Origin of the sequence: Caballeronia sp. LZ003, assembly GCF_031451465.1 — a bacterium.
Classification (GTDB): Bacteria; Pseudomonadota; Gammaproteobacteria; order Burkholderiales; family Burkholderiaceae; genus Caballeronia.
On the sequence record NZ_JARUXJ010000001.1, the window covers coordinates 631898 to 655440 of the forward strand.

A 23543-nucleotide genomic window follows, 5' to 3' on the forward strand; every position below is an offset into this window, starting at 1 on the left:
AGGGGAAAACGCGGAGTTTGTAGTCTGAATATGTGCGTTGCGCCGCATAAAACAGGTATTAGCGATCTTGTCCTGGCCGATTGGCCGACTACCCGATGCACGCGGCATCGGCGAAATTGGCGGTCAATGCAAACGAGCGGGCACCACGATGAAATCCAGCGGTTTCGAATCGACGACGCGGCAGTTGGTTCTTCTGCTGCCGATCTTCATGGGCGTGATCGAATACTTGTTACGTGTCGCGATGAGGCAGTCGGATCAGAGCGAGTTTTTCCCGATCTCGCTTGTCGCGTCGGGGATCAGTTTGAATCTTGCGGTGACCGCGTTGCCTGATGGACTACTTGAGAATGCTGTTGAATGGCAGTTGAGAAAGCATCTCAGACAGGTAATTTTTATTGCGAAACTGGGAATTTTCGCCTCGCTAGGCGGGGTGCTTCTGTGGATATACTTGCTACTGTCTTCATTCAGTGAGGATGTCAAAGCATTACTAAACATGAATTCCATCTGGGAAGCTTTGACCTACTATGTAATTTCCATGCATTTGACGCGCTACAAGGAAGAGGTTGAAAAAATTCTGGACCTCGTGATCGGGTTTTTTAAGGAATATGGAATCGTGGTCGTAGTGTGCGGAGGTATGTATTTCACCATGCCTTACTACGAGCGATGGTTGCGCCGGAGGCTGATGGCAGAGCGTGCAAAAGCTGAACTCGAGGAAGGTATGAAGCGCTGAAGCCCCGCATCGGTCGCCCCAAACGCAAAAAAGCCGCTCTAAAAAGAGCGGCTTTTCTATGAATTTCTGGTGCCCAGGGCCGGAATCGAACCGGCACGCCTTGCGGCGGGGGATTTTGAGTCCCCTGCGTCTACCAATTTCACCACCTGGGCCTTCGAAATTGCCACTCGCGAGGAGCAGCAAATCGAGTCCGCGATTATGGCGCAAAAATCCGCCGTGGGCAAGCCGGTTCGACAAGCCGCCCGCAAGCACGCCTTCACTGACTCAAATAAGTGAACTGTCCGTCCTTGATCACGCCCATCACGCTTGCGCGCTGATCCAGCCCGACGTGATCCGTCGCGCTCGTGTTCACGACGCCATTCGGCACGACGAGCTCATGCGCGTGCTCCAGTTCCGACCGCAAAGCCACGCGGAATCCTTTCGTACCCGGTTTCGCGGTCTTGAGCGCGCGCGCCACGGCATCCTGCAAACGCGGGTACACGCCCGCCGCATCGCCGGCAAATTGCGTCACGGTGCCCTTGCCGTACTTTTCCTCATAAGCGCTCACGAACGCCAGCGCCGCTTTCTTCGAAGGATGATCGGCCGGCAGCGTGCGCGCGACGACCACGGGCTGCGTCGGGAAGAGCGTGCCTTCCACATCCTTGCCGCCCAGCTTGATGAACTCCGGCGTCGCAATGCCGTGCGTCTGATAGATCGCGCCCTTGTAGCCGCGCTCGACCAGCGTGCGCTGCGGCAAAACGGTCGGTGTGCCCGCGCCCGCGATCAGCACCGCATCGGGCTTCGCGGACATCAGCTTGAGAATTTGCCCCGTCACGCTCGCGTCGGTCCGGTTGAAGCGCTCGCTCGCGACGATCTTGATGTGACGCAACTCCGCGAACTTGTTGAACTCGTTGAACCAGCTGTCGCCGTAGCTATCCGCGAAGCCGATGAAACCGACCGTCTTCACGCCATGATTCGCCATGTAGCGCGTCATCACGTCGGCCATGGCGCGGTCGGTCTGCGCCATCTTGAAGGCCCAGACCTTCTTGCCTTCCTGCGGCTCGACCACCGAAGCCGAACCGATCAGCGTGATCATCGGTGTCTGGTATTCCGCCACGGGATCGAGCGCCGCGAGCGCGGCCGGCGTGATGTTCGGGCCGACGATCACATCGACACGATCCTCGGTGATGAGCTTGCGGATGTTGCGCACGGCCACGCCCGGGTCCGAACCGTCATCGAGGATGATGTACTCCGCGTTCTGCCCGGCGATGGTTTTCGGCCACATCAACATCGCGTTCTTGCTGGTGATGCCGATGGTCGCGGCGGGGCCCGTGCTCGACAGGTCCACGCCTACTTTCAGTTGCGCGTGCGCGGCAGCGGCCAGCGCGGACAAGGCAACGCCGGCCATGAGCCGGCGCGTGAACATCGACAACTTCATCGAAAAGCTCTCCAGGAGGGTAATGGGTTCTTCTGCGTCTCTGTTACTCAAGACGAGTGGCGATCAGAGTTCGTAGCTTTCGTGGTCGCCCGAAAGCGCCTGCTCGATCAGCTTGCGATTCATCGACGGCGACAACAGTTCGACGAGCGTATACACATAGCTGCGCAAGTACGCGCCCTGTTTGAGCGCAAGCCGCGTCACGTTCGTGCCGAACAAGTGGCCAACCGGCATCGCGCGCAAATGCTTGTCGCGCTCCGGATTGAACGCTATGTCCGCCATGATTCCCACGCCGAGCCCGAGTTCGACATAAGTCTTGATGACATCGGCGTCGATGGCTTCGAGCACGATATCCGGCGTGAGATTGCGCAACGCAAACGCCTGATTGATCTTGCTGCGGCCGGCAAACGCCGCTTCATAAGTGATGAGCGGGTACTGCACCAGATCGTCGAGCGTGAGAAGCTTGCGTTCCAGCAGCGGATGATCGGCCGGCATGACGGCCAGATGCTGCCACTGGAAGCAGGGCAGCGAAATCAGTTCTTTATAGTTGGCGATGGCTTCCGTCGCGATAGCCACATCCGCCTGATCGTGGATGACCATTTCCGCGACTTGCGTCGGGCTGCCTTGCAGAATCGAAAGATGCACCTTGGGAAAGCGCTTCTTGAATTCCGCGATAGCCGAGGGCAGCGAGTAGCGCGCCTGAGTGTGCGTGGCGGCAATGACGAGATTGCCCTGATCTTGCGCCGCGTAGTCCTTACCGACGCGTTTCAGGCTTTCCACTTCCTGCAGAATCTTTTCGACCGATGCGAGAATGATGCGCCCCGGCTCGGTCAACGATCTGACACGCTTTCCGTGGCGTGTAAAAATCTCGACGCCGAGTTCATCCTCAAGCTCGATGATCGCTTTCGACACGCCCGGCTGCGAGGTAAATAAAGCCTTTGCGGCCTCGGTCAGGTTGAAGTTCTGCCGCACGGCCTCGCGGACGAAGCGGAACTGGTGCAGATTCATGTAGTGCCTTCGTTTTTTGCCCTTTCGTTATTACCTGAGGGCATATCAAAGTAAGTTTTAAGTCGTTTGCAATATATAGCAGGTTTATTACTATCAGTCCAATTTTTCCAATATCCATATCTGTTTTTGTCATTAGCTAATGAATTAAGCGTCGGAACGGCGCTTGCGATGACGAATCAATATGGTATGGCTGAATTCTCAACGCGCCGCGTAACCTAGGACGCAGGCGTTCGAACTAAAACTTGGGGCCCCGAATGTACCAATACGATCAGATCGACCAGCGCATCGTCGACGAACGTGTCGCGCAATACGCCGACCAGGTTCGCCGTCGCTTGTCGGGCGAGTTGAGCGAAGAGGAATTCCGTCCGCTGCGTCTGCAGAACGGCCTGTACATGCAGCGTCACGCCTACATGCACCGCATCGCGATTCCGTACGGCAATCTGCGCAGCGACCAGATGCGCATGCTCGCCACCATCGCGCGCGAGCACGATCGTGGGTACGGCCACTTTTCCACGCGTACCAACATCCAGTTCAACTGGGTCGAGTTGGAAGAGACGCCCGAGATTCTGCGCAAGCTGGCATCGGTGCAAATGCACGCCATTCAGACGTCGGGTAATTGCATCCGCAACATCACGGCGGATCAGTTTGCGGGCGTGGCGCCGGATGAACTCGTCGATCCGCGTCCGTGGGCCGAGATTCTGCGTCAATGGTCGACGTTCCACCCCGAGTTCGCATGGCTGCCGCGCAAGTTCAAGATCGCGGTGTGCGGCTCGGAAGAAGATCGCGCGGCCACGCAGGTGCACGATCTGGGCGTCTATCTGAAGAAGAACGAAGCGGGCGAAGTCGTCGCGAGCATTCTCGCGGGCGGCGGGCTCGGCCGCACGCCGATCGTCGGCGCGGTCATCAAGGAAGACTTGCCCTGGCAGCATCTCATTACGTATTGCGAAGCCGTGCTGCGCGTGTACAACCGCTACGGCCGCCGCGACAATATGTATAAGGCGCGTATCAAGATTCTCGTGAAGGCGCTGTCGCCGGAGAAGTTCGCGAAGCAGGTCGAGGAAGAGTGGCAGCATCTGAAGGACGGCCCTTCGACCATCACGGCGGAAGAAGTCGCACGCGTGTCGCAGTACTTCGCGCCGCCTGCCTACGAAAAGCTGCCGGATACCGACGCCTCGTATGAAAAGCATCTGATCGACAGCAAGCCGTTCGCGCGCTGGGTCGAGCGCAATGTGCGTCCGCATAAGGTGTCGGGCTACGCGTCCGTCACGCTGTCGCTCAAGCCCACCGGCATTGCGCCGGGCGACGCCACCGACCAGCAGATGGACGATGTCGCCGCTATCGCCGATGAATTCTCCTTCGGTGAGATTCGCGTATCGCACGAGCAGAATCTGATTCTCGCCAACGTCAGGAAGCACGATCTGTACGCCGTGTGGGAACGCGCCAAGGCGGTGGGTTTCGCGACCTCGAACGTCGGTTTGCTGACCGATATCATCGCGTGCCCGGGCGGCGATTTCTGCTCGCTCGCGAATGCGAAGTCCATTCCCATCGCGCAAGCCATTCAAGAGCGCTTCAGCAACGCCGACTACGTGTACGACCTGGGCGACCTGTCGCTCAACATCTCGGGCTGCATCAACGCGTGCGGTCACCACCACGTCGGCAACATCGGCGTGCTGGGCGTCGATAAGGACGGCTCGGAGTGGTATCAGGTGACGCTCGGCGGCGAGCAAAGCTCGGGCGCGACCGGCGCGCATCTCGGCAAGGTCATCGGCCCGTCGTTCTCGGCGCATGAAATGCCGGATGTCGTGTCGAGCGTGATCGACACCTTCGTCGACAACCGCATGGAAGGCGAGCGTTTCATCGAGACGTATAACCGCATCGGCATGACGCCGTTCAAGGAGCGCGTGTACGCATCGCGCCAGGCGCACGCTTAAACGTCGACGAGACCGAGGACTTTGCAGATGGCTTTGATTATCAAGAACCGCTCCGTCGTCAATGACGATTTCACCGTGGTCCGTGCCGCCGAAGACGGCGCGCTGCCCGCACTCGATGCGCTGCCCGCCGGCAAGTTGCTCGTGCCGTTCGCGTTGTGGAAGGAGCATCGTGCGGCGCTCGTCGCGGCGCATTCGAAGGACGAACTCGGCGTGTGGCTCGCGCCCGACGACGAACCCGCCGATCTCGTCGCCGATTTCGGCGACATCGCCGTGATCGCCGTCGATTTTCCAGTGTTCCGCGATGGCCGCGGCTTTTCCATCGGCCGCTTGCTGCGCGAGCGCTATCAGTGGACGGGTGAGTTGCGCGCAATCGGCGACGTGCTGCGCGATCAGTTGCTGTTCCACGCGCGCTGCGGCTTCGACGCATTCGCTGTGCGCGAAGACAAGGACATCAATGACGCGCTCAACGCGTTCAACGAGTTCACGGAGCGCTATCAAGGCGCGACCGACGATCTCGAACCGCTGTTTCGCCGTCGCAGCGCGGTTCTCGCGACGCTTGGAGCCTGAGGCATGACTCCCGAATTGCAAGCCAAGGTTGCACGCCTCGACGCGCTGCTCGATTCGATCGCAGCGCGCCATGAGCGCGTCAAGCTAGCCAGCAGCCTCGCCGCCGAAGACATGGTGCTCACACACGCCATTCTGTCGCGCGAGGTGAATATCGGCATCTTTTCGCTGAACACGGGCCGTCTGCACGAGGAAACGCTCGGCATGCTGGACACGGTCAAGGCGCGTTATGGCTACGACATCGAGCAGTTTCATCCGCGCCAAGATGCCGTCGATGCCTACGTCCGCGATCACGGCCTCAACGCGTTCTACGAGAGCATTGATTTACGCAAGAACTGCTGCCATATCCGCAAGGTGGAGCCGCTCAATCGCGCGCTGTCGGATGTGTCGGCGTGGGTGACGGGGCAGCGCCGCGAGCAGTCGGTGACGCGCACCGAACTCTACGAGGAAGAGCACGACGCGCCGCGCGGCATCGCCAAGTTCAATCCGCTCGCGGACTGGACCGAAAGCGATGTCTGGGACTACTTGAAGGCCTTCGACGTGCCGGTGAATCCGCTGCATGCGCGCGGTTATCCGAGCATAGGCTGCGAGCCATGCACGCGCGCCGTGCGCCCCGGCGAAGATAGCCGCGCCGGCCGCTGGTGGTGGGAATCGCGCGATACGAAAGAATGCGGCCTGCACATCACGAACATCAAGATCGTCGAAGAAGCACCGAGTTCGGCTATCTGAATCATCGAGGTGCTCAGAGAGAAGCGCCCGGTACGAACACTGTCACTGAACGCGGCGTCAAAGCGCCACAAACGCATGACGCAGCCAATAAAAGGATCGACGCATATGAGCACCACGCTCGACTCTACCGTCACCGCCCCGATTACCAATCAGGCGACCCGGATGGACCATCTCGACTGGCTCGAAGCCGAGTCGATCCACATCCTGCGCGAACTCGTCGCGGAGTGCAGCAAGCCCGCGCTTCTGTTCTCGGGCGGCAAGGACTCGGTCGTCGTGCTGCATCTGGCGCTGAAGGCATTCGGTCTCGGCGCGGGCCGCAAGACCGTGCTGCCGTTTCCGCTCGTCCATATCGACACCGGCCATAACTTCGGCGAAGTGATCGAGTTTCGCGACCGGCGCGCGGCTGAAATCGGCGCGGAACTGGTCGTCGGCCACGTCGAGGATTCGATCAAGAAGGGCACCGTGCGTCTGCGTCGCGAAACCGATTCGCGCAACGCCGCGCAAGCGGTGACGCTGCTCGAAACCATCGAGCAATACGGCTATACGGCGCTGATCGGCGGCGCGCGCCGCGACGAAGAGAAGGCGCGTGCGAAGGAACGTATTTTTTCGTTCCGCGACGAATTCGGCCAGTGGGACCCGAAGGCGCAGCGTCCGGAACTCTGGAGCATCTATAACGCGCGTCTGCATCCGGGCGAACACTTGCGCGTGTTCCCCATCTCCAACTGGACCGAACTCGACGTGTGGCAATACATTGCGCGCGAGAAACTCGATCTGCCGTCCATCTATTACGCGCATGAGCGCGAGATCGTGCGCCGCAACGGCCTGCTCGTGCCCGTGACGCCGCTCACTCCGGTGCGCGACGGCGAAACCGCCGAGATGGCGCAAGTGCGCTTCCGGACGGTCGGCGACATCAGCTGCACGTGCCCGGTTTCGAGCGATGCCGACGACGTCGAAAAGATCATCGCCGAAACGGCCGTGACGGAAATCACCGAACGCGGCGCCACGCGCATGGACGATCAGGCTTCCGAAGCCGCGATGGAACAGCGCAAGAAGCAAGGTTATTTCTGAAGCCACGCCCCCAAGGAACGAACGAAATGAGCATCTATCAAGCTGAAGACCTGGGCGTGTTGCGCTTCATCACGGCGGGCAGTGTCGACGACGGCAAGAGCACGCTGATCGGCCGCCTGCTGTACGACAGCAAAGCCGTGCTGTCGGACCAGTTGTCCGCCATCTCGCGCGCCAAGAACAAGCGCACCGTGGGCGATGAGATCGACTTGTCGTTGCTGACCGACGGCCTCGAAGCCGAGCGCGAGCAGGGCATTACCATCGACGTCGCGTATCGTTATTTCGCGACCGCGAAGCGCAAGTTCATCATCGCGGATACGCCGGGTCACGAGCAGTACACGCGCAACATGGTGACGGGCGCATCGACGGCGCATGCGGCGATCATTCTCGTCGACGCGACGCGCGTCACCTTCGACAATGGCGACGCTCAACTCCTGCCGCAGACCAAGCGCCATAGCGCGATCGTCAAGTTGCTCGACTTGCAGCACGTGATCGTCGCCATCAACAAGATGGATCTGGTCGAGTACAGCGAAGCGCGCTTCAACGAAATTCGCGATGCGTACGTCGTGCTCGCGCGTCAGCTTGGAATCGCGGATGTGCGCTTCGTGCCGGTGTCGGCGTTGAAGGGCGACAACATTGTGTCCGCGAGCGAGCGCATGCCGTGGTATGCGGGCGAGCCGCTGCTCGACTTGCTCGAATCGCTGCCGGTCGCGCAGCCCGTCGATCAGGCGCTGCGTTTCCCGGTGCAATGGGTCGCGCGTCAGGACGGCTCTCAAGCCGACGATTTCCGCGGCTACATGGGCCGCGTCGAAGCGGGCGAAGTGCGTCTTGGTGACGCCATCACCGTGCTGCCGGCGAATCGCCAGGCGACGGTCGCCGAGATCATCGCGCCGGTGCCGGGCGGCGTTGCGCCGGTGGATCGCGCGTATGCCGGCCAGACGGTGACCATTCGTCTCGCCGAGGATGTCGATGTCTCGCGTGGCGATACCTTCGTGCCGCGCGCGGAGAGCGAAGCGCAGACGGTCGAACCCGCGAAGAAGCTCGAAGCGGATCTGTGCTGGTTCGACGAAGAGCCGCTTTCGCAGCAGCGCAAGTATTTGTTGAAGCAGACGACAAACACCGTGTTCGCGCGGATCGGCGCGGTGAAGGAAGTGCTGGATGTGCATACGCTGTCGCATTCGGTCGATCGCAATACGCTCGCCATGAACGATATCGGCCGCGTGGCGTTGACCTTGCAGAAGCCGCTCGTCGCGGACTTGTACGAGACGCATCAGGGCACGGGCGCGTTCGTCTTGATCGACGAGGCGACGCATCACACGGTCGCAGCCGGTATGATTCGCGCAATCTCAGCCTGAGTGCATGCAAATGGGTAAGGTCTATCTGATCGGAGCAGGGCCGGGCGCGGCGGATCTCATCACCGTGCGCGGCATGCGTTTGCTCGAACAGGCCGACGTGGTGCTGCACGACGCGCTCGTCGAACCTGCGATGCTCGACTACGCGCCGAACGCACGCAAGATCGCGGTCGGCAAGCGTTGCGGGCAGCGTTCCACGGCGCAGCATTTCATCAGCAAGCAGATCGTCGATGCCGCTTTGGAACACGGTCTCGTCGTGCGTCTAAAGGGCGGCGATCCGATGCTTTTCGGCCGCGCGGATGAAGAGATGCGCGCGCTGGAGGCGGCGGGTATCGACTATGAAGTGGTACCGGGAATCACGGCGGCGCTCGCCAGCGCGGCGACGCTCAAGCGCTCGCTGACCTTGCGAGGCGTCGCGCGCAGTGTCGCGCTGGCGACGCATAGTCGCGCCGCCGACAGCGACGATATCCGCGAGCAGGCGCAGGCGGATTCGCTCGTGTTCTACATGGGCCGAGACAGCGCGCCGGACATTGCCCAACAGTTGATCGATGCGGGACGGCCGGGTTCGACGCCGGTGGCGATCGTCGAGGCGTGCAGCACGCCGCGCGAGCGCACGCTTACGCTTACGCTGGCGCGCATGGCGCTAGGCGAGGCGCAGGAATGGCTCGATGCATCGCAGCCGAGTTTGCTGATGATAGGCGAGGCGTTTCGGGATCGCGACGCGGTGGCGAAGCCGAAGGTGCATCTGAAGGGGATGCAGGCGGCGGCTTGAGTTGATACGTCGGTAACGCGTTCGGTTGCGCCACTCGTTTAATGCTTTGCGTGACTCGGCTAGATGACGGGCAGACACAACGACTCAAACCTGCCGCAAACAATACTCCGCGACCGCATCCAGCACCGCATCATCCTCGCCGACCGCCGTCGCGCAATGAATCGCGACAAAGGGATGCGCCGCGCGACACGTCTCGATTACCGCCGGCAAGTCACGCCTCACATGACCGCCTTGCCCAAAGAACACGGGCACCACGGTAACGGCATCGCAACCTTCTTCAGCCAACTGCGTCACCGCCGAAGGCAGATCCGGCGTCATCAACTCCAGAAACGCAAGCGCAACCGGCTCGTCGCGCCCGGCACGCAGGCGTGTTGCAAGCCGTTCGAACGGCTCCGCCCAGCGTGGATCGCGTGCGCCGTGTCCGAACAGTACGATGCCGTGCTTGCCCATCATCTTCTCCCGAAGAAACTCAGTGCCGCTCGACCCACTTGAGCCCCAGCAAGCCAATGGCGAGATAGGCGAGGGCAGGCGCGGCCGCAGTAATCGGAGCCGGCCACGTATTCAAGGTCCCGATGTGCGAGAAGAGCGTATTGAATAGCTGAAAACTCATCCCGATCATGATGCCGCCGAACACCTTCACGCCGACCACGCCAGCCCGCGTGTGCAAATATGCGAACGGCAGCGACAGCACCAGCATGACGAACACCGCGAACGGATAAAGAATCTTGCGCCAAAACGCAATCTCGTAACGCTGCGTGTCCTGATGATTTTCCGTCAAGTGCTGGATATAGCGAAACAGGTTGAACATCGACATGCGATCCGGTGACACCAGCAGCACCGACAGAATCTGCGGCGTAAGCTCGGAACGCAGCGAGTACTCCGGCAGCGTGGTTTGCTTCGCGTTGTAGATAGGGTTGAGCGCGTCGTTGGGATTGATGGCCGCGAGCGGCGCATCGACCAGTTGAGTGTCCGTTACCCCCGTCAGCTTCCAGTGGCCCGGCGGTTCGAAGACGCCACTCTGCGCTATACGCACATTGGTAAGACGGAACTTCGAATCGAATTCATAGATACGCACGTTGGCGATCGTCGTATCCGGGTTCAACGTGCCCACGTTGACGAAGCGCGTGACTTGCTCGCCGTTCTCCTTCGCGGTCAGCGTGTCCTTTACCCACACGCCCGACTGGAAATTCGACGAGACCGACGACCCCAGCGCCTCCAGACGGACGCGCTCCGACAACTGATCCGCGTAAGGCCCAACCACTTCGCCGATGATATACGTCACCAGCACGAGCGGAATCCCGATCTTCAAGAGCGAACGCAATGCCGTGCCCGTCGAGAGTCCCGACACGCGGAAGATGGTGAATTCGGACGCCGCCGCCATCTGCGCGAAGACATAAATGGCCGAGATGAGCGCAGCAACCGGAATGATTTCGTAGAAGCGCGAAGGCGTCTGCAAGGCCACGCGCAATATCGCGAGCGTGAACTTGTAGTTGCCATGCCCCACGGTGTTCAGTTCGTTGATCAGGTCGAAGAAAAAGAACAGGCCCGAGAACGCGAACAAAATGAAGATGAACGCCAGATAGATCTGGCGCGCGAAGTATCGTTCGTAGATGCGCATTGCGTCAGGCTCCCTTCGAACGCGTGAACGTCGAGAGCGTGAAAAGTGGCCGGTTGCGCACGCGCAGCCAGAAGATGAACGCCACGAGCGCCGCCACCAGCAAATGCAGGCCCACGAGTCCCACGCCGAACGACATCTTTCCCTGCTCGATCCATGACTGGACCACGTTCAGCAAATTCGAATAGGTCAGATAGATGAGCACGGCCATCACGAGATTGATGGTCCGGCTGCGGCGCGGGTTCTGATAAGACAGCGGAATGGCGAGCAGCATCAGGTTGATGGCGATGAGCGGCAGACCCAGGCGCCACGCGAATTCCGCGAGGTTGTCCTTGCTTGGATTGGCAAGCAGGTCGGGCGTGGAGATGCCGGTGGTGGTCGGCGTGTTGACGACCTGATGACTCATTATCTTCACACCGTAGCGCTCGAACTCCGTGATGCGGAAATTCGGCTGGCCAGGCTCGCCATCGTAACGACGTCCGTTTTCCAGCACGATGAAGCGGTCGCCGTCGGGACGCGTCTCCGTGTGTCCGTTCTTCGAGACGATGACGTTGACCTTGCCGCCTTCGGTGCTCGTGACGAACACGTTCTCCACTTGCGACTGATCGGGCGACATCTTCTCGATGAAGAACACGCGATGACTCGAAGGCGATTCGCGGAACTGGCCAGGCGCGAGCAACGACACTTCATCGCGTTGCTGGAAGCGCGCCTTGATGAGTTTGCTCTGCTGATTCGACCACGGCCAGCCGACGAACGCGAAGAAAACGATAAGGATGATGATCGGCGTGGAAAACACCGCGATGGGCTTGATGAGCTGCGTCTGGCTCACGCCCGAGGCAAGCCACACGACCATCTCCGAGTCGCGATACCAACGCGTCAGCACGAAGAGGATGGAAACGAACAGCGTCACGATCAGCATGACCGCGAGATAGCCGATCACGGTGAGCCCGATCAACACGACGACATCGCGCGGGTCGACCTGGCCCGATGCCGCGAAGCCGACGATACGGATCATCATCGTCGTGAGCATGATCGTGAGCAGCACCATGAATACGGCGCCGGCCGTATACGCGAGTTCGCGCTGCAGGGAGCGTTCGAAGATCATTGAATTTAGCTGAATTTAGCTGAAGGCCGGCGGCGATGCGGCGTAACGAACATGCCCTGCAACAACAAGAAGTAGATGCAGTAGCAATGCAATCGTTCCCCGAGTCAGTCGGGCTTCGCCTGTGACCGCCGCGGAAAAAATAGCGGATAATTGCGGCTTTCATCCTTCAGCCCAGATTTTATCCGAGGATAAGCGCGATGGACTTTAGCATAAAAGCCTGTGATTGGAGCAAAGGCGAGGCAAATGGTTTCCTCACCGGGAAGTCAGATGTGATCGTGCTCGGCATCTTCGAAGCACAGACGTTGACAGGCGCCGCACGCGACATGGATGTCGCCACCAAAGGGCTCGTTTCGCGCGTCGTGAAGGCCGGCGACATGAACGGCCGCGCAGGCAGCACGCTCCTCATTCCCGAAGTCACCGGCATTGGCGCATCGCGCATCTTGCTCGTCGGACTCGGCAAGCAGGACGCCTTCAATCAGAAAGCATATGGCGAGGCAGTACGTGCCGCGTGGCGCGTGATTCTCGGCGCCAAGATCGTCCAGGCTACGTTTACGCTCGCGCAGTTGCCCATTCAGGAACGCAGCGGCGACTGGGGCGTGCGCGCCGCCATCCTCGCATTGCGCGAACTGACCTACAAGTTCACGCAGATGAAGAGCAAGCCCGACAACAGCGCGCGCTCGCTCAAGAAGATCGTCTTCAGTGTCGATCCCGCCGATGAAAAAGCCGCGAAGGCCGCAGCCAGGCAAGGCGTGGCGATCGCCAACGGCATGGACCTCACGCGCGATCTCGGCAACCTGCCACCGAATGTCTGCACGCCGACTTATCTCGGCCAGACCGCGAAGAAGCTCGGCCGCGACTGGAAGCTGAAAGTCGAAGTGCTCGGCCAGAAGCAAATCGAAGCGCTCAACATGGGCTCGTTCCTGTCGGTGGCGAAGGGTTCGGTGGAACCGCCGCAATTCATCGTCATCCATTATCAGGGCGCAGGCGGGACCGAGTCTGGCAAGGCGAAGGGCAAGAACGCGCCGGTCGTGCTGGTCGGCAAGGGCATCACGTTCGATACGGGCGGCATTTCCATCAAGCCCGGCGATTCCATGGACGAGATGAAGTACGACATGTGCGGCGCGGGCTCGGTATTCGGCACGCTGCGCGCGGTCGCCGAGATGGGGCTCAAGCTGAACGTCGTCGGCGTCATCCCGACCTGCGAGAACATGCCCGCGGGCAACGCGCTCAAGCCGGGCGATATCGTCACCGCGATGAACGGCACGACCATCGAAGTGCTCAACACCGACGCCGAAGGCCGTCTCATTCTGTGCGACGCGCTGACCTACGCGGAGCGCTTCAAGCCCGCCGCCGTCGTCGACATCGCGACACTTACCGGCGCTTGCGTCATCGCGCTCGGCCATCACAACACGGGCCTGTTCTCGAAAGACGACGCGCTCGCCGGCGAATTGCTCGATGCCTCGCGCGAAGCCGTCGATCCGGCGTGGCGTCTGCCGCTCGACGACGAGTATCAGGATCAGCTCAAGTCGAATTTCGCGGATGTCGCGAATATCGGCGGGCGTCCGGGCGGCAGCATCACGGCGGCGTGCTTCCTGTCGCGTTTCGCGCAGAGCTATCCGTGGGCGCATCTGGATATCGCCGGGACCGCGTGGAAGAGCGGCGCGGCGAAGGGCGCCACGGGCCGTCCCGTGCCGCTGCTCTCGCAGTTCCTGATCGATCGCGCGGGCCAGTGAGCGTAAGGCCGTGACGCGCATCGACTTTCATACCAACGTGGGCGATTCGCTCGCCTACGCCTGCCGCCTCGCGCGCAAGGCGTATGCGAGCGGGCGCGCGCTCGTCGTCCTTGCCGAGCCGCGCCGTCTCGCCGAATTCGACGAGCAGTTGTGGACCTTTGCGCCGCTCGAATTCGTGCCGCACTGCATGGCGAAAAGCCCGCTTGCGGCCGAGACGCCGGTCGTGCTCACGTCGAATCTGGATGACGCGCCGCATCATCAGGTGCTCGTCAATCTCGGCGCGCCGGTGTCCGCGCAATTCGCGCGCTTCGAGCGGCTCGTGGAGATCGTCGGCAACGAGGACGACGAACTCGCGTCCGGGCGCGAGCGCTTCCGGTTCTATCGGGATCGCGGTTACGCCATCGAAACGCACAAGCAAGGCGGTTGAGCGAACATAGCGCGCCGTCGCGGGGCATTACGATTGGCGCACAACACAGGCTCATCACGCGACGGACGGAGACACCATGACCAAAACACCTGAATCCTTCGATACGTCCATCCCCGTTCTCACCGATGTCGTCGTGCCCGGCAAGCCGGAATATGCGCGCGCGGCATCGGCGGAAGCGGCATTCGAATACGATGCCGCGCTGGTCGCCGAACGCCTGCGCGCGCGCGTCACGCAGTATCTGGACACCGATGCCCGCGCGCTGATCGCGGCGCGCTGCGAGGAAGTGCTGCGCGAACATACGCAGACGCTCGTCGAGGACATCACGCGCGAAGTGGCGGTGGCGCTGGATGGACGCTTGCGCGAGTGGGTCGGAGCGGCGGTGGAAGAGGAGTTGCGGCGGCAGCGGGAAGAGTGAGCGGGGCTTGCCAACGGCTCCGAACGAAAAAAGCCGCTACGAAGATCATTCGTAGCGGCTTTTTAACGCCGGGCGCTCGCCTTTCCTGGCTGGACCCACTTCAGCCCGTTACCGCCCCGCGATTGGCCGGCAACGCCAACGCCGCATACTTTGCCAGCACGCCGCGCGTGTAACGCGGCGCCGGCTTCATCCACAGCGCGCGGCGGCGCGCGATCTCCGCGTCATCCACGTTCAATTGCAGCAGCAGCTTGTGCGCGTCGATGGTGATCGAATCGCCTTCCTGCACGAGCCCGATGGTCCCGCCCGCGAACGCTTCCGGCGCGACGTGGCCCACGACCATGCCCCACGTGCCACCAGAAAACCGCCCGTCGGTGATGAGGCCGACGGTTTCGCCCAACCCCTTGCCGATGATCGCCGACGTCGGCGCGAGCATTTCCGGCATGCCGGGGCCGCCTTGCGGGCCGAGATAGCGCAGCACGACGACATCGCCGGGTTTGATCTTGTCGGCGAGAATCGCGTCCATCGCGCTTTGCTCGTCTTCGAACACGCGCGCCGGCCCCGTGATGACCGGGTTCTTCAAGCCCGTGATCTTCGCCACCGCGCCGTCTTCCGCGAGATTGCCGCGCAGGATCGCAAGGTGGCCTTCCTTGTACAACGCCTGCTCGATCGGAAAAATCACCTTCTGATCCGCGCGCGGCTTGCTCGGCACGTCCTTCAGTTCCTCGGCGAGCGTGCGACCCGTGATCGTGATGCAGTCGCCGTGCAGCATGCCCGCATCGAGCAGGATCTTCATCACCTGCGGAATGCCGCCCGCCTTGTGCAAGTCGGTTGCGACATATTGGCCCGACGGCTTCAGGTCGCAGATCACCGGCACTTTTTTGCGCATGCGCTCGAAGTCGTCGATGCTCCATTCGACTTCCGCCGCATGCGCGATAGCCAGATAGTGCAGTACGGCATTGGTGGAACCGCCCGTCGCCATGATGAGCGCCACGGCGTTTTCAATCGACTTCTTGTTGATGATGTCGCGCGGCTTCAGATCTTTCTTCACGGCCTCGACGAGCACGCGCGCCGATTCGCCGGCGGAATCGACCTTCTCCTGATCCGGGTTCGCCATCGTCGAGGAATAGAGCAGCGACATGCCGAGCGCCTCGAACGAGGAGCTCATGGTGTTGGCCGTGTACATGCCGCCGCACGAACCGGTGGACGGACACGCGTTCTTCTCGACGCCCTTGAAATCTTCCTCCGACATGCGCCCGGCCGTGAACTCGCCGACCGCCTCGAACGACGACACGATGGTCAGGTCCTTGCCCTTCCAGTTGCCCGGCCGAATGGTGCCGCCGTACACATAGATGCCCGGCACGTTCATGCGCGCGAGGCCGATCATGCCGCCCGGCATATTCTTGTCGCAGCCGCCGATCACGACCACGCCGTCCATCCACTGTCCCTGCACGGCCGTTTCGATACAGTCGGCGATGACTTCGCGCGAGACGAGCGAGTACTTCATGCCTTCGGTGCCCATCGACATGCCGTCCGAAATGGTCGGCGTCCCGAAGATTTGCGGATTCGCGTCGGACTTGCGAATGGATTCGACGGCGGCATCGGCGAGACGCTGCAGACCCGCGTTGCACGGCGTGATGGTGGAGTGACCGTTGGCGATACCGATCATCGGCTTGTCGAAGTCTTCCTCCTTGTAACCGAGGGCGTAGTACATCGAGCGGTTCGGCGAACGTGCGACGCCCTGCGTGATGTGTTTCGAGCGGCGATTGAAGGGCATGGCTGCCTCCTGAGGGGATCGTGGTTCTTGGTGTGGTGCAGGAAGAATGCAGTGTCGTCGATGTATCTGTCCAATATATTATTCAGGGTCTATTGAGTCGCAAAACATATCGATGCCAGTCGAACTCCGCCTGCTGCGCTACTTCGTGACCGTCGCCGAGGAGATGCACTTCGGCCGCGCCGCCGCGCGCCTCGCCATGACGCAGCCGCCGCTCTCGCAGGCCATCCGTGCGCTGGAAGACGCGCTCGGCGTCGTGCTGTTCGAACGCACGCGGCGCACGGTCGAACTGACGCCGGTTGGCCGCGATCTGTTGCCCGAGGTGCGCCGCCTGCTTGCCGCCGCCGACGCCTTGCGTCCGCTCGCGCAGTCGCTTTCGCGCGGCGAGGCGGGCGTGCTCTCGCTCGCGTTCGTCTCCACGGCGGATTACGGCCTTTTGCCAGCGTTACTGCGCGAATTCAATGCGCGTTATCCGGGCGTGCGTCTGCAACTTACGGAAGCCACCAGCGACGTTCAGATAGACGAACTCGTGGCCGGCCGTATCGATGCCGGTCTCGTGATTCCGCCGCTGCCGCCGCGTCACGCCATGACGCTTTCGTATCTGCCGATTGCGCGCGAGCCGCTCGTCATCGCCATGTCGACGGATACCGCGCAGGAACTCGGGCAGGGCGCCGCCGAATGGACCGAGACGCCCGTCGATCTGCACGACTTGGCCAGCGCGCCGCTCGTCGTCTTTCCAAGGCGTCTCGCGCCGGGTTTGTATGACATCATTATGGGCTGCTACGGCGCGGCCGGTTTGACGCCGCGCATCGGACAAGAGGCGATACAGATGCAGACCATCGTGAGCCTCGTGTCCGCCGGCATGGGCGTCGCGCTCGTGCCGCAGTCGTTGCGGCATCTGCGGCGCACGGGCGTGGTGTATCGCCCGTTGCGGGAACCGGGGCCCGTGGTCGAAACCGGGCTCGTGTGGCGCGCGGCCGAAGTGAGTCCGGTGTTGAGCCGGCTCATCGAGATCGTGCGCGCGCAGGCTGCTGCCGTCGTTGCCGTATGATTCGCCTTTGAAGTTCGCCTGGCTCTTCCATTACACGATGCTCATACATCCCAATTTCGATCCCGTCGCGATCCATCTCGGACCGCTCGCCGTGCGCTGGTACGGCCTCATGTATCTCGTTGCGTTCATTTCGGCCATTGCCATCGGCAGATTGCGTCTGCGCTTGCCGCATGTCGCCGCGCAAGGCTGGACCGTCAAGGACATCGACGACATGCTGTTTTACGGCGTGCTCGGAACGATTCTCGGCGGCCGCATTGGCTATGTGGTGTTCTACAAGGCGAGTTATTACTTCGCGCATCCGCTCGATATCTTCAAGGTGTGGGAAGGCGGCATGTCGTTTCACGGCGGCTTTCTTGGCGTGACGCTCGCGATGGTCCTGTTCGCGTTTCAGCGCAAGCGCACGTGGCTGCAAGTGACGGATTTTGTCGCGCCGATGGTGCCGCTCGGACTGGCGGCGGGGCGTCTCGGCAACTTCATCAACGGTGAGTTGTGGGGCCGCGTGACCGACCCGGCCGCGCCCTGGGCCATGCTCTTCCAGAATTCCACCAACGACGACGCCATCTGGCTCGCGAAGCATCCGCAGCTCGATGCGCAATACAATCTCTCGGAGATTTTCTCGCGCTATCACATGCTGCCGCGCCATCCGTCGCAGTTGTATGAAATCGCGCTGGAAGGGCTCGTGCTGTTTGCGGTGATCTACCTCTTCGCGCGCAAACCGCGGCCGGTGGGCGCAGTGTCGGCGTTGTTTCTGATCGGTTATGGGCTTGCGCGCTTCACGGTGGAATTCGCGCGCGAGCCGGATGATTATCTCGGACTCCTCGCGCTCGGCTTTTCGATGGGCCAATGGCTCTCGCTGCCAATGATCGTCGCGGGCATCGTCATGATGGTGTGGGCGTACAAACGTCAGAAACGCGTGTCCGGCAACGCGGCGTAAATCACGCCGCGTTCTCCGGCACAGCAGTTATCGCCCCATTTGCACCGAACCCGACACGTCGACGGTCACCGTCGTCGTGCCGGCTTCGAGCGCCATCGGCGCGCCGACCTTCGCGTCCGCGCCAAGCGAGCGGGCCTGCATCATCATCACCGGGCGCGGACCCGCGCCGCTGTGGCCCACGTTCACTTCGCGGATCGTGAAGTTGGCGTAGCCGAACGCCTGGCTCGTGGCCTGCGCTTCCTTGCGGAACGACTCGATGGCCTGCGTCGAGAGCTTCTGCTCGGCGGCGCGCTGCGCTTCGGGCGACAGCGAGAACGCGACGCTGCCGACTTGCATGGCGTTACTCATCTTGCCCGCGAGCTTGGACGCCGCCGCGAAGTCGTGCGATTCCAGCACGACCTCAGTGCGGCCGCGCCACGCGGAGATCTTACCGTCGCGATCCGTGCTCGGATAAACCGTGAACGAGCCGCTTTTCGCGGTCACGTTGTCGACGCCTTTTGCTTCGCGCAATGCGGCTTCGGCGCGCTGATTGAGCGTGGTGGTGAGCGACGATGGATCGGCCGCTTCCTGCTCGTAGAACAGCGTGATGTTGACGACATCTTGCGGCACTTGCGCGCTGGCTTGCGCGGATAGCGAGAGCACGCCGGATGGCTGCGGATTGGTGATTACCGTCTGAGCGGCGGCCGAAAGCGGAAGCGTGAGCGCGGCGCTCGACATCGCGACGAAGGCGAGGGCGGCGGCGGTTTTCTTGTCGATCATCTAAGGACTCCGAGTGCAAGAGCATCGCGTGATTCGCGACCGCACTTAGGCGCTTCGTTCGTTCCCTTAGTTCCCTTGAACGATTCGCGCGCCCTAGACCAGACGCTCGGTTATGAAGCGCCACTGCGCCTCGGTCACGGGCGTGATCGACAGCCGATTGCCGCGCGCCAGCACTTGCATGTCGGCGAGTTCCGCGTGTTCGCGCAATGTCGCGAGCGGAATCAACGGCGTCTTCTTGACGAAGCGCACATCGACGAGCATCCAGCGCGGCGTCTCCTGCGTGGACTTGGCGTCGAAGTACGGGCTTTTGGCGTCGAACTGAGTGGGATCGGGATAGGCCGTAGAACAGACTTTGGCGATGCCCGCAATGCCCGGTTCCGGGCAACTCGAATGATAGAAAAGCACGCCGTCGCCGACTTGCATCTGGTCGCGCATGAAGTTGCGCGCCTGATAGTTGCGCACGCCCGTCCACGGGAGGGTTTTCTTCGGCGCGTGCGCGAGATGATCGATGCTCGCTTCGTCCGGTTCGGACTTCATCAGCCAGTAGCGCATGATGGATTCGGCAACGGGGTTTTAAAACGGGCTCGACAAAAGCAAACGGCATCGGTATGAACCGATGCCGCTGGAGTAGGGTCCCCACCTCGGCCGCTAGGCCGGCATCCTGAACCTGGGTTCAAGATTGGTCGCAGTAAGCAACACTTCGGGTACATCAGACAGAGTGACGCGCGCGCCCGTGCTGCAAGTTTCCACAACCGTGCCAATGTAGCATTGGTTCAAGGAATATATGACCTTGGCGAACCAGGCAGGGAGTAGTCACTCTACACCAATCGAATGTCTAATGCAGCCTCTCGACACCAATTGCGCAGTTTCTTTTTTCGATTGACATCGCGCGACCGATTAGCGTTCGCCAAGGAGCGGCGTCGCAGCACTTCGGTCACTGCACTTCATACTGCGCGATGACAGCACCAAGCTGTTCGTTCATGGAGTGCATCGTGCGGCGAATTTCCTCGGCGGGGAAGGCCTCGCCATGACGCACGCTTTCTTGCAGCCTCAGCAATTCGGAAGCGAGTGAAAGCGCGGCCATCACCGCGATGCGGTCTTGCCCGCGCACGTTGCTTGCATTGCGCACCTTGTTCATCTCGGCGTCGACGCGTGCCACCGCTTCACGCAGCGCGCCTTCGGTTTCCGGCGAACAGGCGAGGCGATATTGCTGGCCGAGAATGGATACTTCGATCTGCGTGGTCGTCATGCCTTCTCTCCGTGATGATGCTCACTGTGCTCTCCCGCGTGCGCATGCTCGTGCGCGGCTTGCACATCGTGAGAACGGGCATCGAGGAGATCGAGCTGATTTTCCGTCTCGGCATGATTCGCGGACTTGCCGCGCGGCAACTTTTCGAGGATCGCGTTCAGGCGGACCTGCGCGTCGTCGATCTTGGCCGAGAGGGAATCACGTTCGGCTTGCAGCGTGTCGCGCTCCTCGCGCATTTGCACGAGCTCTGCCTGCACGTTCGCGTAGTCGCTACGCAGTTGTTCGATTTGTGCTTCAAGCGCGAGACGCGCCTGATTGTGCCGCTCGCTGATCTGGATCAGCCGGCCGATATTTCCTGACAGTGATTCGAGTTCGTTGAGCATGTGCTGCGTCCTCTAAAGACCTCGCATTCTAGCGCGGTTCAACGGAGCTTCCGATAATTGTCTCGTTTCGAGACGTAACAGCACGCGATCATGCGTGCATCGCGATGCATTCGTGTGTGGAAAGCGCGGGCGCTGCCGATGTGTTGCGACGGCGGGTTCTAGTTGGGTTCGTCGTGAGCCGTGTGTCTTGCGATGATCGGCCAGGGTCGTTTCTTGACGGTCCTGAATCGCGCTCCTACACTTGCCGCACTTTTGGTGCTCGCGTCCGCATTCTTTTGCGGGCGCAGTCAAACGGGAAACAGGAAGCGGCGCCGCCAAGGCCACGCCAACCTGTGCTGCCCCCGCAACGGTAAGCGACCGCAACGCAAGTTGCAAGTCGTCCCTTGCGCGTTTTTCGCCGCGCCGTCGTGTGAGTTTGCTTGCGAGTTTGTCTGATTCGCAAGAATCCGCCGCTCGACGCAGGCAAGGCGAAGAACGTGTCGATGCCACTGCGCTTCATGCGTGGGAAGGCGGGACGGTGTGTCGCCAGCCCGGATACCGGCCAACTGTTCAGCGCGTTCGTCTGTTCGCATTCGAGCGCGCTCGTCGCGCATTGGCCTTGCGGGGAGCGAGGTCGCGCCAGCCTACGCATGGGAACATTTCACGCATGGTATCGCCACTTGCCCGACACGCGGGCAGACGCAAAACGATCGAACGCGCCGCGCTCGTCGCCCTCAACACATGGCTGCTCGCTCATGAAGCGCTCGCGGACGAAGCCTCGCAACCGCCGCTCGCGCCCGTCGTCGTGACCGCGACGCGCACCGCGCAACCTCTCGCCGATACGATCGCGCAGACTTCGCTCTTCGACGCCCAGGATATCGCCGATAGCAATGCCTACGACGCGCTCGGCGTCATCGGTCTTGCGCCCGGCGTGCAGGTGACGCGCAACGGCGGCCCGGGAGCGAATGCAAGCGCGTTCATACGCGGCGCGTCCTCGACGCAATCGCTCGTTTTGATCGACGGCGTGCGTGTGGAATCCGCATCGCTCGGTTCGGCGCAGCTTGCGCAGATCATGCCGGATCAGATCGACCGCATCGAAGTCGTGGACGGCAACGTGTCGGCGCTGTACGGCTCGGGCGCGATCGGCGGCGTCGTGCAGATCTTCACGAAAGACGGCGAGGCGCATCCGCCGCGCTTCTACTTCGAGACGGAATACGGCAGCTATCACACGCAGCGGCAAGCGGCGGGCGTTTCCGGCGCGCTCGATAGCGAAGGCCGCACGACCTTCAGCTTCAACGTATCGCGCGAGAAGACCGATGGTTTCTCGTCGATCGATCCCGCGCTCGCGCCCAACGCCAATCCGAACGCGAACGGTTATCTGAACGAAAGCGTCGCGGCCACGCTGCGCCACAAGTTCGGCGACAAATGGGACGCGGGCGTGCGCTTCTATCAGTCGAACGGCATCGACAGTTTCGACGATGCCTACGGCTTGCCCGGCGATCTCAACGATTCGCACAGTCGCGTGCGGTCGACATCGGTGTTTGCGAACGGCCGTATCACGGACCAGTGGACCACGCATTTCACGGTCGCGCAGGGACAGGACCGCGCGAACATCGAGCAGAACGGCATCTATACGAGCCGCTTCAATTCCGAGGATCGCCAGTATCTGTGGCAGAACGACTTTCGCCTGACGGAGGCGCACAAGCTCCTGTTCGGTTACGAGCATCTCGACCAGACGCTCGATTCGGATCAGTTCAGCGCGCCGGATCGTCACGTGAATTCGGTGTACGCGGGCTATGTGGGACGCTTCGGTCCGAGCGAAGTGCAGGCCAATCTGCGCCACGACCAGTATTCCGATTTCGGCGGCGCGAACAGCTACTATCTGGGCTATGCGTACAACATCGACACGCACTGGCGCGCGAGCGCGAGTTACGCGGCGTCGTTCCGCGCGCCGAGCTTCGACGATCTCTACTATCCGTTCAGCGGCAATCCGTCCATTCAGCCCGAGCGCAGTCATTCGGTGGAAGCGGCGCTGCAGTACGCATCGGACCAAGTGGGCGTGCTGCGCGTGACGGCGTTTCAGACGCGCTATTCGAATCTGATCGATTACGTATCGGACGGCAGCGGCTTCTATATCGCGCAGAACGTCGGACGCGCGAAGGTGCAGGGCGTCGAGGGATCGTGGGCAGGGCATGTCGGCGCCACTGATTTGCGCGCGGGCGTGACGTTCCAGAATCCCGTCGATGAAACCGGCAATCAGGACCTGACGCGCCGTGCGCGGCGTTTCGCGAGTTTCAGCGCGCATCGCTCGATAGGAAGCTGGCGCGTGGGTGGCGAGTGGATCGTGAGCGGTGCGCGCAGCGATTACGATTCGACGCTCGCGGGCTATGGCGTCGTGAATCTGTCGGCGCGCTATGACATCACGAAGTCGTGGTACGTGAGCGCGCGTGTCGACAACCTCTTCGACCGGAACTATGAACTGGCTTATTCGTACAACACGCCGAGGCGCGGCGCTTATGTCACGCTCGGCTGGCGCCCGTCGTGAGCGACACCGTTGACC

General features: G+C 61.5%; 23 protein-coding genes, 1 tRNA gene, 1 other RNA gene and 1 riboswitch. Of the genes, 13 read left to right on the forward strand and 12 right to left on the reverse strand.

What is annotated here, in order from left to right:
* Positions 1–67 precede the first annotated feature (67 nt).
* Positions 68–727 (forward strand): hypothetical protein, encoded by a 660-nt coding sequence (locus QCE79_RS02880; RefSeq protein ID WP_309841713.1) that lies wholly within the window; start codon positions 68–70, stop codon positions 725–727.
* A gap of 67 nt (positions 728–794) precedes the next feature.
* Here QCE79_RS02880 and QCE79_RS02885 read toward each other — a convergent pair.
* The 3 genes from QCE79_RS02885 to QCE79_RS02895 form a co-directional block, all read right to left on the reverse strand.
* Positions 795–879 (reverse strand) — tRNA-Leu (locus QCE79_RS02885).
* Between the two features lie 104 nt (positions 880–983).
* Positions 984–2144 (reverse strand): ABC transporter substrate-binding protein, encoded by a 1161-nt coding sequence (locus tag QCE79_RS02890; RefSeq protein ID WP_309841714.1) that lies wholly within the window; start codon positions 2142–2144, stop codon positions 984–986.
* 63 nt (positions 2145–2207) lie between these two features.
* A complete protein-coding gene (locus QCE79_RS02895) occupies positions 2208–3149 on the reverse strand; it encodes a CysB family HTH-type transcriptional regulator (protein WP_250463500.1) in 942 nt (313 codons plus the stop codon).
* A 254-nt stretch (positions 3150–3403) separates the two neighbouring features.
* Here QCE79_RS02895 and QCE79_RS02900 point away from each other — a divergent pair, with 254 nt between their 5' ends.
* From QCE79_RS02900 to cobA, 6 genes are all read left to right on the forward strand, one after another.
* Entirely contained in the window at positions 3404–5080 is a 1677-nt protein-coding gene (locus tag QCE79_RS02900; protein WP_250463503.1) for a nitrite/sulfite reductase, read from the forward strand.
* 27 nt (positions 5081–5107) lie between these two features.
* A complete protein-coding gene (locus tag QCE79_RS02905) occupies positions 5108–5647 on the forward strand; it encodes a DUF934 domain-containing protein (protein WP_250491906.1) in 540 nt (179 codons plus the stop codon).
* A 3-nt stretch (positions 5648–5650) separates the two neighbouring features.
* Complete coding sequence (locus QCE79_RS02910) at positions 5651–6373, forward strand: phosphoadenylyl-sulfate reductase (protein WP_309841722.1); 723 nt, start codon at positions 5651–5653, stop codon at positions 6371–6373.
* 105 nt (positions 6374–6478) lie between these two features.
* Positions 6479–7441: a sulfate adenylyltransferase subunit CysD gene (gene cysD, locus QCE79_RS02915; protein WP_244827248.1), complete on the forward strand. Its 963-nt coding sequence runs from the start codon at positions 6479–6481 to the stop codon at positions 7439–7441.
* A gap of 26 nt (positions 7442–7467) precedes the next feature.
* Positions 7468–8793, forward strand: a complete 1326-nt coding sequence (locus QCE79_RS02920) for a GTP-binding protein (RefSeq protein WP_309841726.1) — start codon at positions 7468–7470, stop codon at positions 8791–8793.
* A gap of 10 nt (positions 8794–8803) precedes the next feature.
* Positions 8804–9562: a uroporphyrinogen-III C-methyltransferase gene (gene cobA / locus QCE79_RS02925; RefSeq protein WP_244827973.1), complete on the forward strand. Its 759-nt coding sequence runs from the start codon at positions 8804–8806 to the stop codon at positions 9560–9562.
* 84 nt (positions 9563–9646) lie between these two features.
* On the opposite strand, the gene QCE79_RS02930 is transcribed toward cobA, so the two are convergent.
* Genes QCE79_RS02930 through lptF form a run of 3 tightly spaced genes read right to left on the reverse strand, consistent with a single transcriptional unit; the run spans position 9647 to position 12282 of the window.
* Positions 9647–10012: a CbiX/SirB N-terminal domain-containing protein gene (locus QCE79_RS02930; protein ID WP_309845146.1), complete on the reverse strand. Its 366-nt coding sequence runs from the start codon at positions 10010–10012 to the stop codon at positions 9647–9649.
* A gap of 19 nt (positions 10013–10031) precedes the next feature.
* On the reverse strand, positions 10032–11180 hold the full coding sequence (gene lptG / locus QCE79_RS02935) for an LPS export ABC transporter permease LptG (protein ID WP_244827252.1): 1149 nt from the start codon (positions 11178–11180) through the stop codon (positions 10032–10034).
* A gap of 4 nt (positions 11181–11184) precedes the next feature.
* On the reverse strand, positions 11185–12282 hold the full coding sequence (gene lptF, locus QCE79_RS02940) for an LPS export ABC transporter permease LptF (protein WP_244827253.1): 1098 nt from the start codon (positions 12280–12282) through the stop codon (positions 11185–11187).
* Between the two features lie 197 nt (positions 12283–12479).
* Between lptF and QCE79_RS02945 the strand changes: the two genes are divergently transcribed.
* From QCE79_RS02945 to QCE79_RS02955, 3 genes are all read left to right on the forward strand, one after another.
* On the forward strand, positions 12480–14015 hold the full coding sequence (locus QCE79_RS02945) for a leucyl aminopeptidase (RefSeq protein ID WP_309841733.1): 1536 nt from the start codon (positions 12480–12482) through the stop codon (positions 14013–14015).
* A gap of 10 nt (positions 14016–14025) precedes the next feature.
* A complete protein-coding gene (locus tag QCE79_RS02950) occupies positions 14026–14442 on the forward strand; it encodes a DNA polymerase III subunit chi (RefSeq protein WP_244827255.1) in 417 nt (138 codons plus the stop codon).
* A gap of 76 nt (positions 14443–14518) precedes the next feature.
* Complete coding sequence (locus QCE79_RS02955; RefSeq protein WP_244827256.1) at positions 14519–14857, forward strand: DUF2486 family protein; 339 nt, start codon at positions 14519–14521, stop codon at positions 14855–14857.
* Between the two features lie 100 nt (positions 14858–14957).
* Here the strand turns inward: QCE79_RS02955 and ilvD are convergent, their stop codons facing one another.
* Entirely contained in the window at positions 14958–16631 is a 1674-nt protein-coding gene (gene ilvD, locus QCE79_RS02960; RefSeq protein WP_250508658.1) for a dihydroxy-acid dehydratase, read from the reverse strand.
* A 112-nt stretch (positions 16632–16743) separates the two neighbouring features.
* On the opposite strand from ilvD, the gene QCE79_RS02965 reads away from it, so the two are divergent.
* Positions 16744–17679 (forward strand): LysR family transcriptional regulator, encoded by a 936-nt coding sequence (locus QCE79_RS02965; RefSeq protein ID WP_309841740.1) that lies wholly within the window; start codon positions 16744–16746, stop codon positions 17677–17679.
* A 37-nt stretch (positions 17680–17716) separates the two neighbouring features.
* A complete protein-coding gene (gene lgt, locus QCE79_RS02970; protein ID WP_250525494.1) occupies positions 17717–18613 on the forward strand; it encodes a prolipoprotein diacylglyceryl transferase in 897 nt (298 codons plus the stop codon).
* A gap of 27 nt (positions 18614–18640) precedes the next feature.
* Here lgt and QCE79_RS02975 read toward each other — a convergent pair whose 3' ends face one another.
* The 5 genes from QCE79_RS02975 to QCE79_RS02995 form a co-directional block, all read right to left on the reverse strand.
* Positions 18641–19372 carry an SIMPL domain-containing protein gene (locus tag QCE79_RS02975; protein WP_250463523.1) on the reverse strand — a complete coding sequence of 244 codons (732 nt, stop codon included), beginning with the start codon at positions 19370–19372 and terminating at the stop codon, positions 18641–18643.
* 93 nt (positions 19373–19465) lie between these two features.
* On the reverse strand, positions 19466–19924 hold the full coding sequence (locus tag QCE79_RS02980; RefSeq protein ID WP_250491911.1) for an EVE domain-containing protein: 459 nt from the start codon (positions 19922–19924) through the stop codon (positions 19466–19468).
* A gap of 77 nt (positions 19925–20001) precedes the next feature.
* Positions 20002–20184, reverse strand: a non-coding RNA gene (gene ssrS, locus QCE79_RS02985) — 6S RNA.
* 122 nt (positions 20185–20306) lie between these two features.
* Entirely contained in the window at positions 20307–20621 is a 315-nt protein-coding gene (locus tag QCE79_RS02990; protein WP_244827262.1) for a cell division protein ZapA, read from the reverse strand.
* Entirely contained in the window at positions 20618–21004 is a 387-nt protein-coding gene (locus QCE79_RS02995) for an ATPase (protein ID WP_244827263.1), read from the reverse strand. The genes QCE79_RS02990 and QCE79_RS02995 overlap by 4 nt, the downstream gene beginning before the upstream one ends.
* A 236-nt stretch (positions 21005–21240) precedes the next feature.
* Positions 21241–21565: riboswitch (cobalamin riboswitch) on the forward strand.
* An 85-nt stretch (positions 21566–21650) separates the two neighbouring features.
* On the opposite strand from QCE79_RS02995, the gene QCE79_RS03000 reads away from it, so the two are divergent.
* Entirely contained in the window at positions 21651–23528 is a 1878-nt protein-coding gene (locus QCE79_RS03000) for a TonB-dependent receptor domain-containing protein (protein WP_309841744.1), read from the forward strand.
* Positions 23529–23543: the final 15 nt, after the last annotated feature.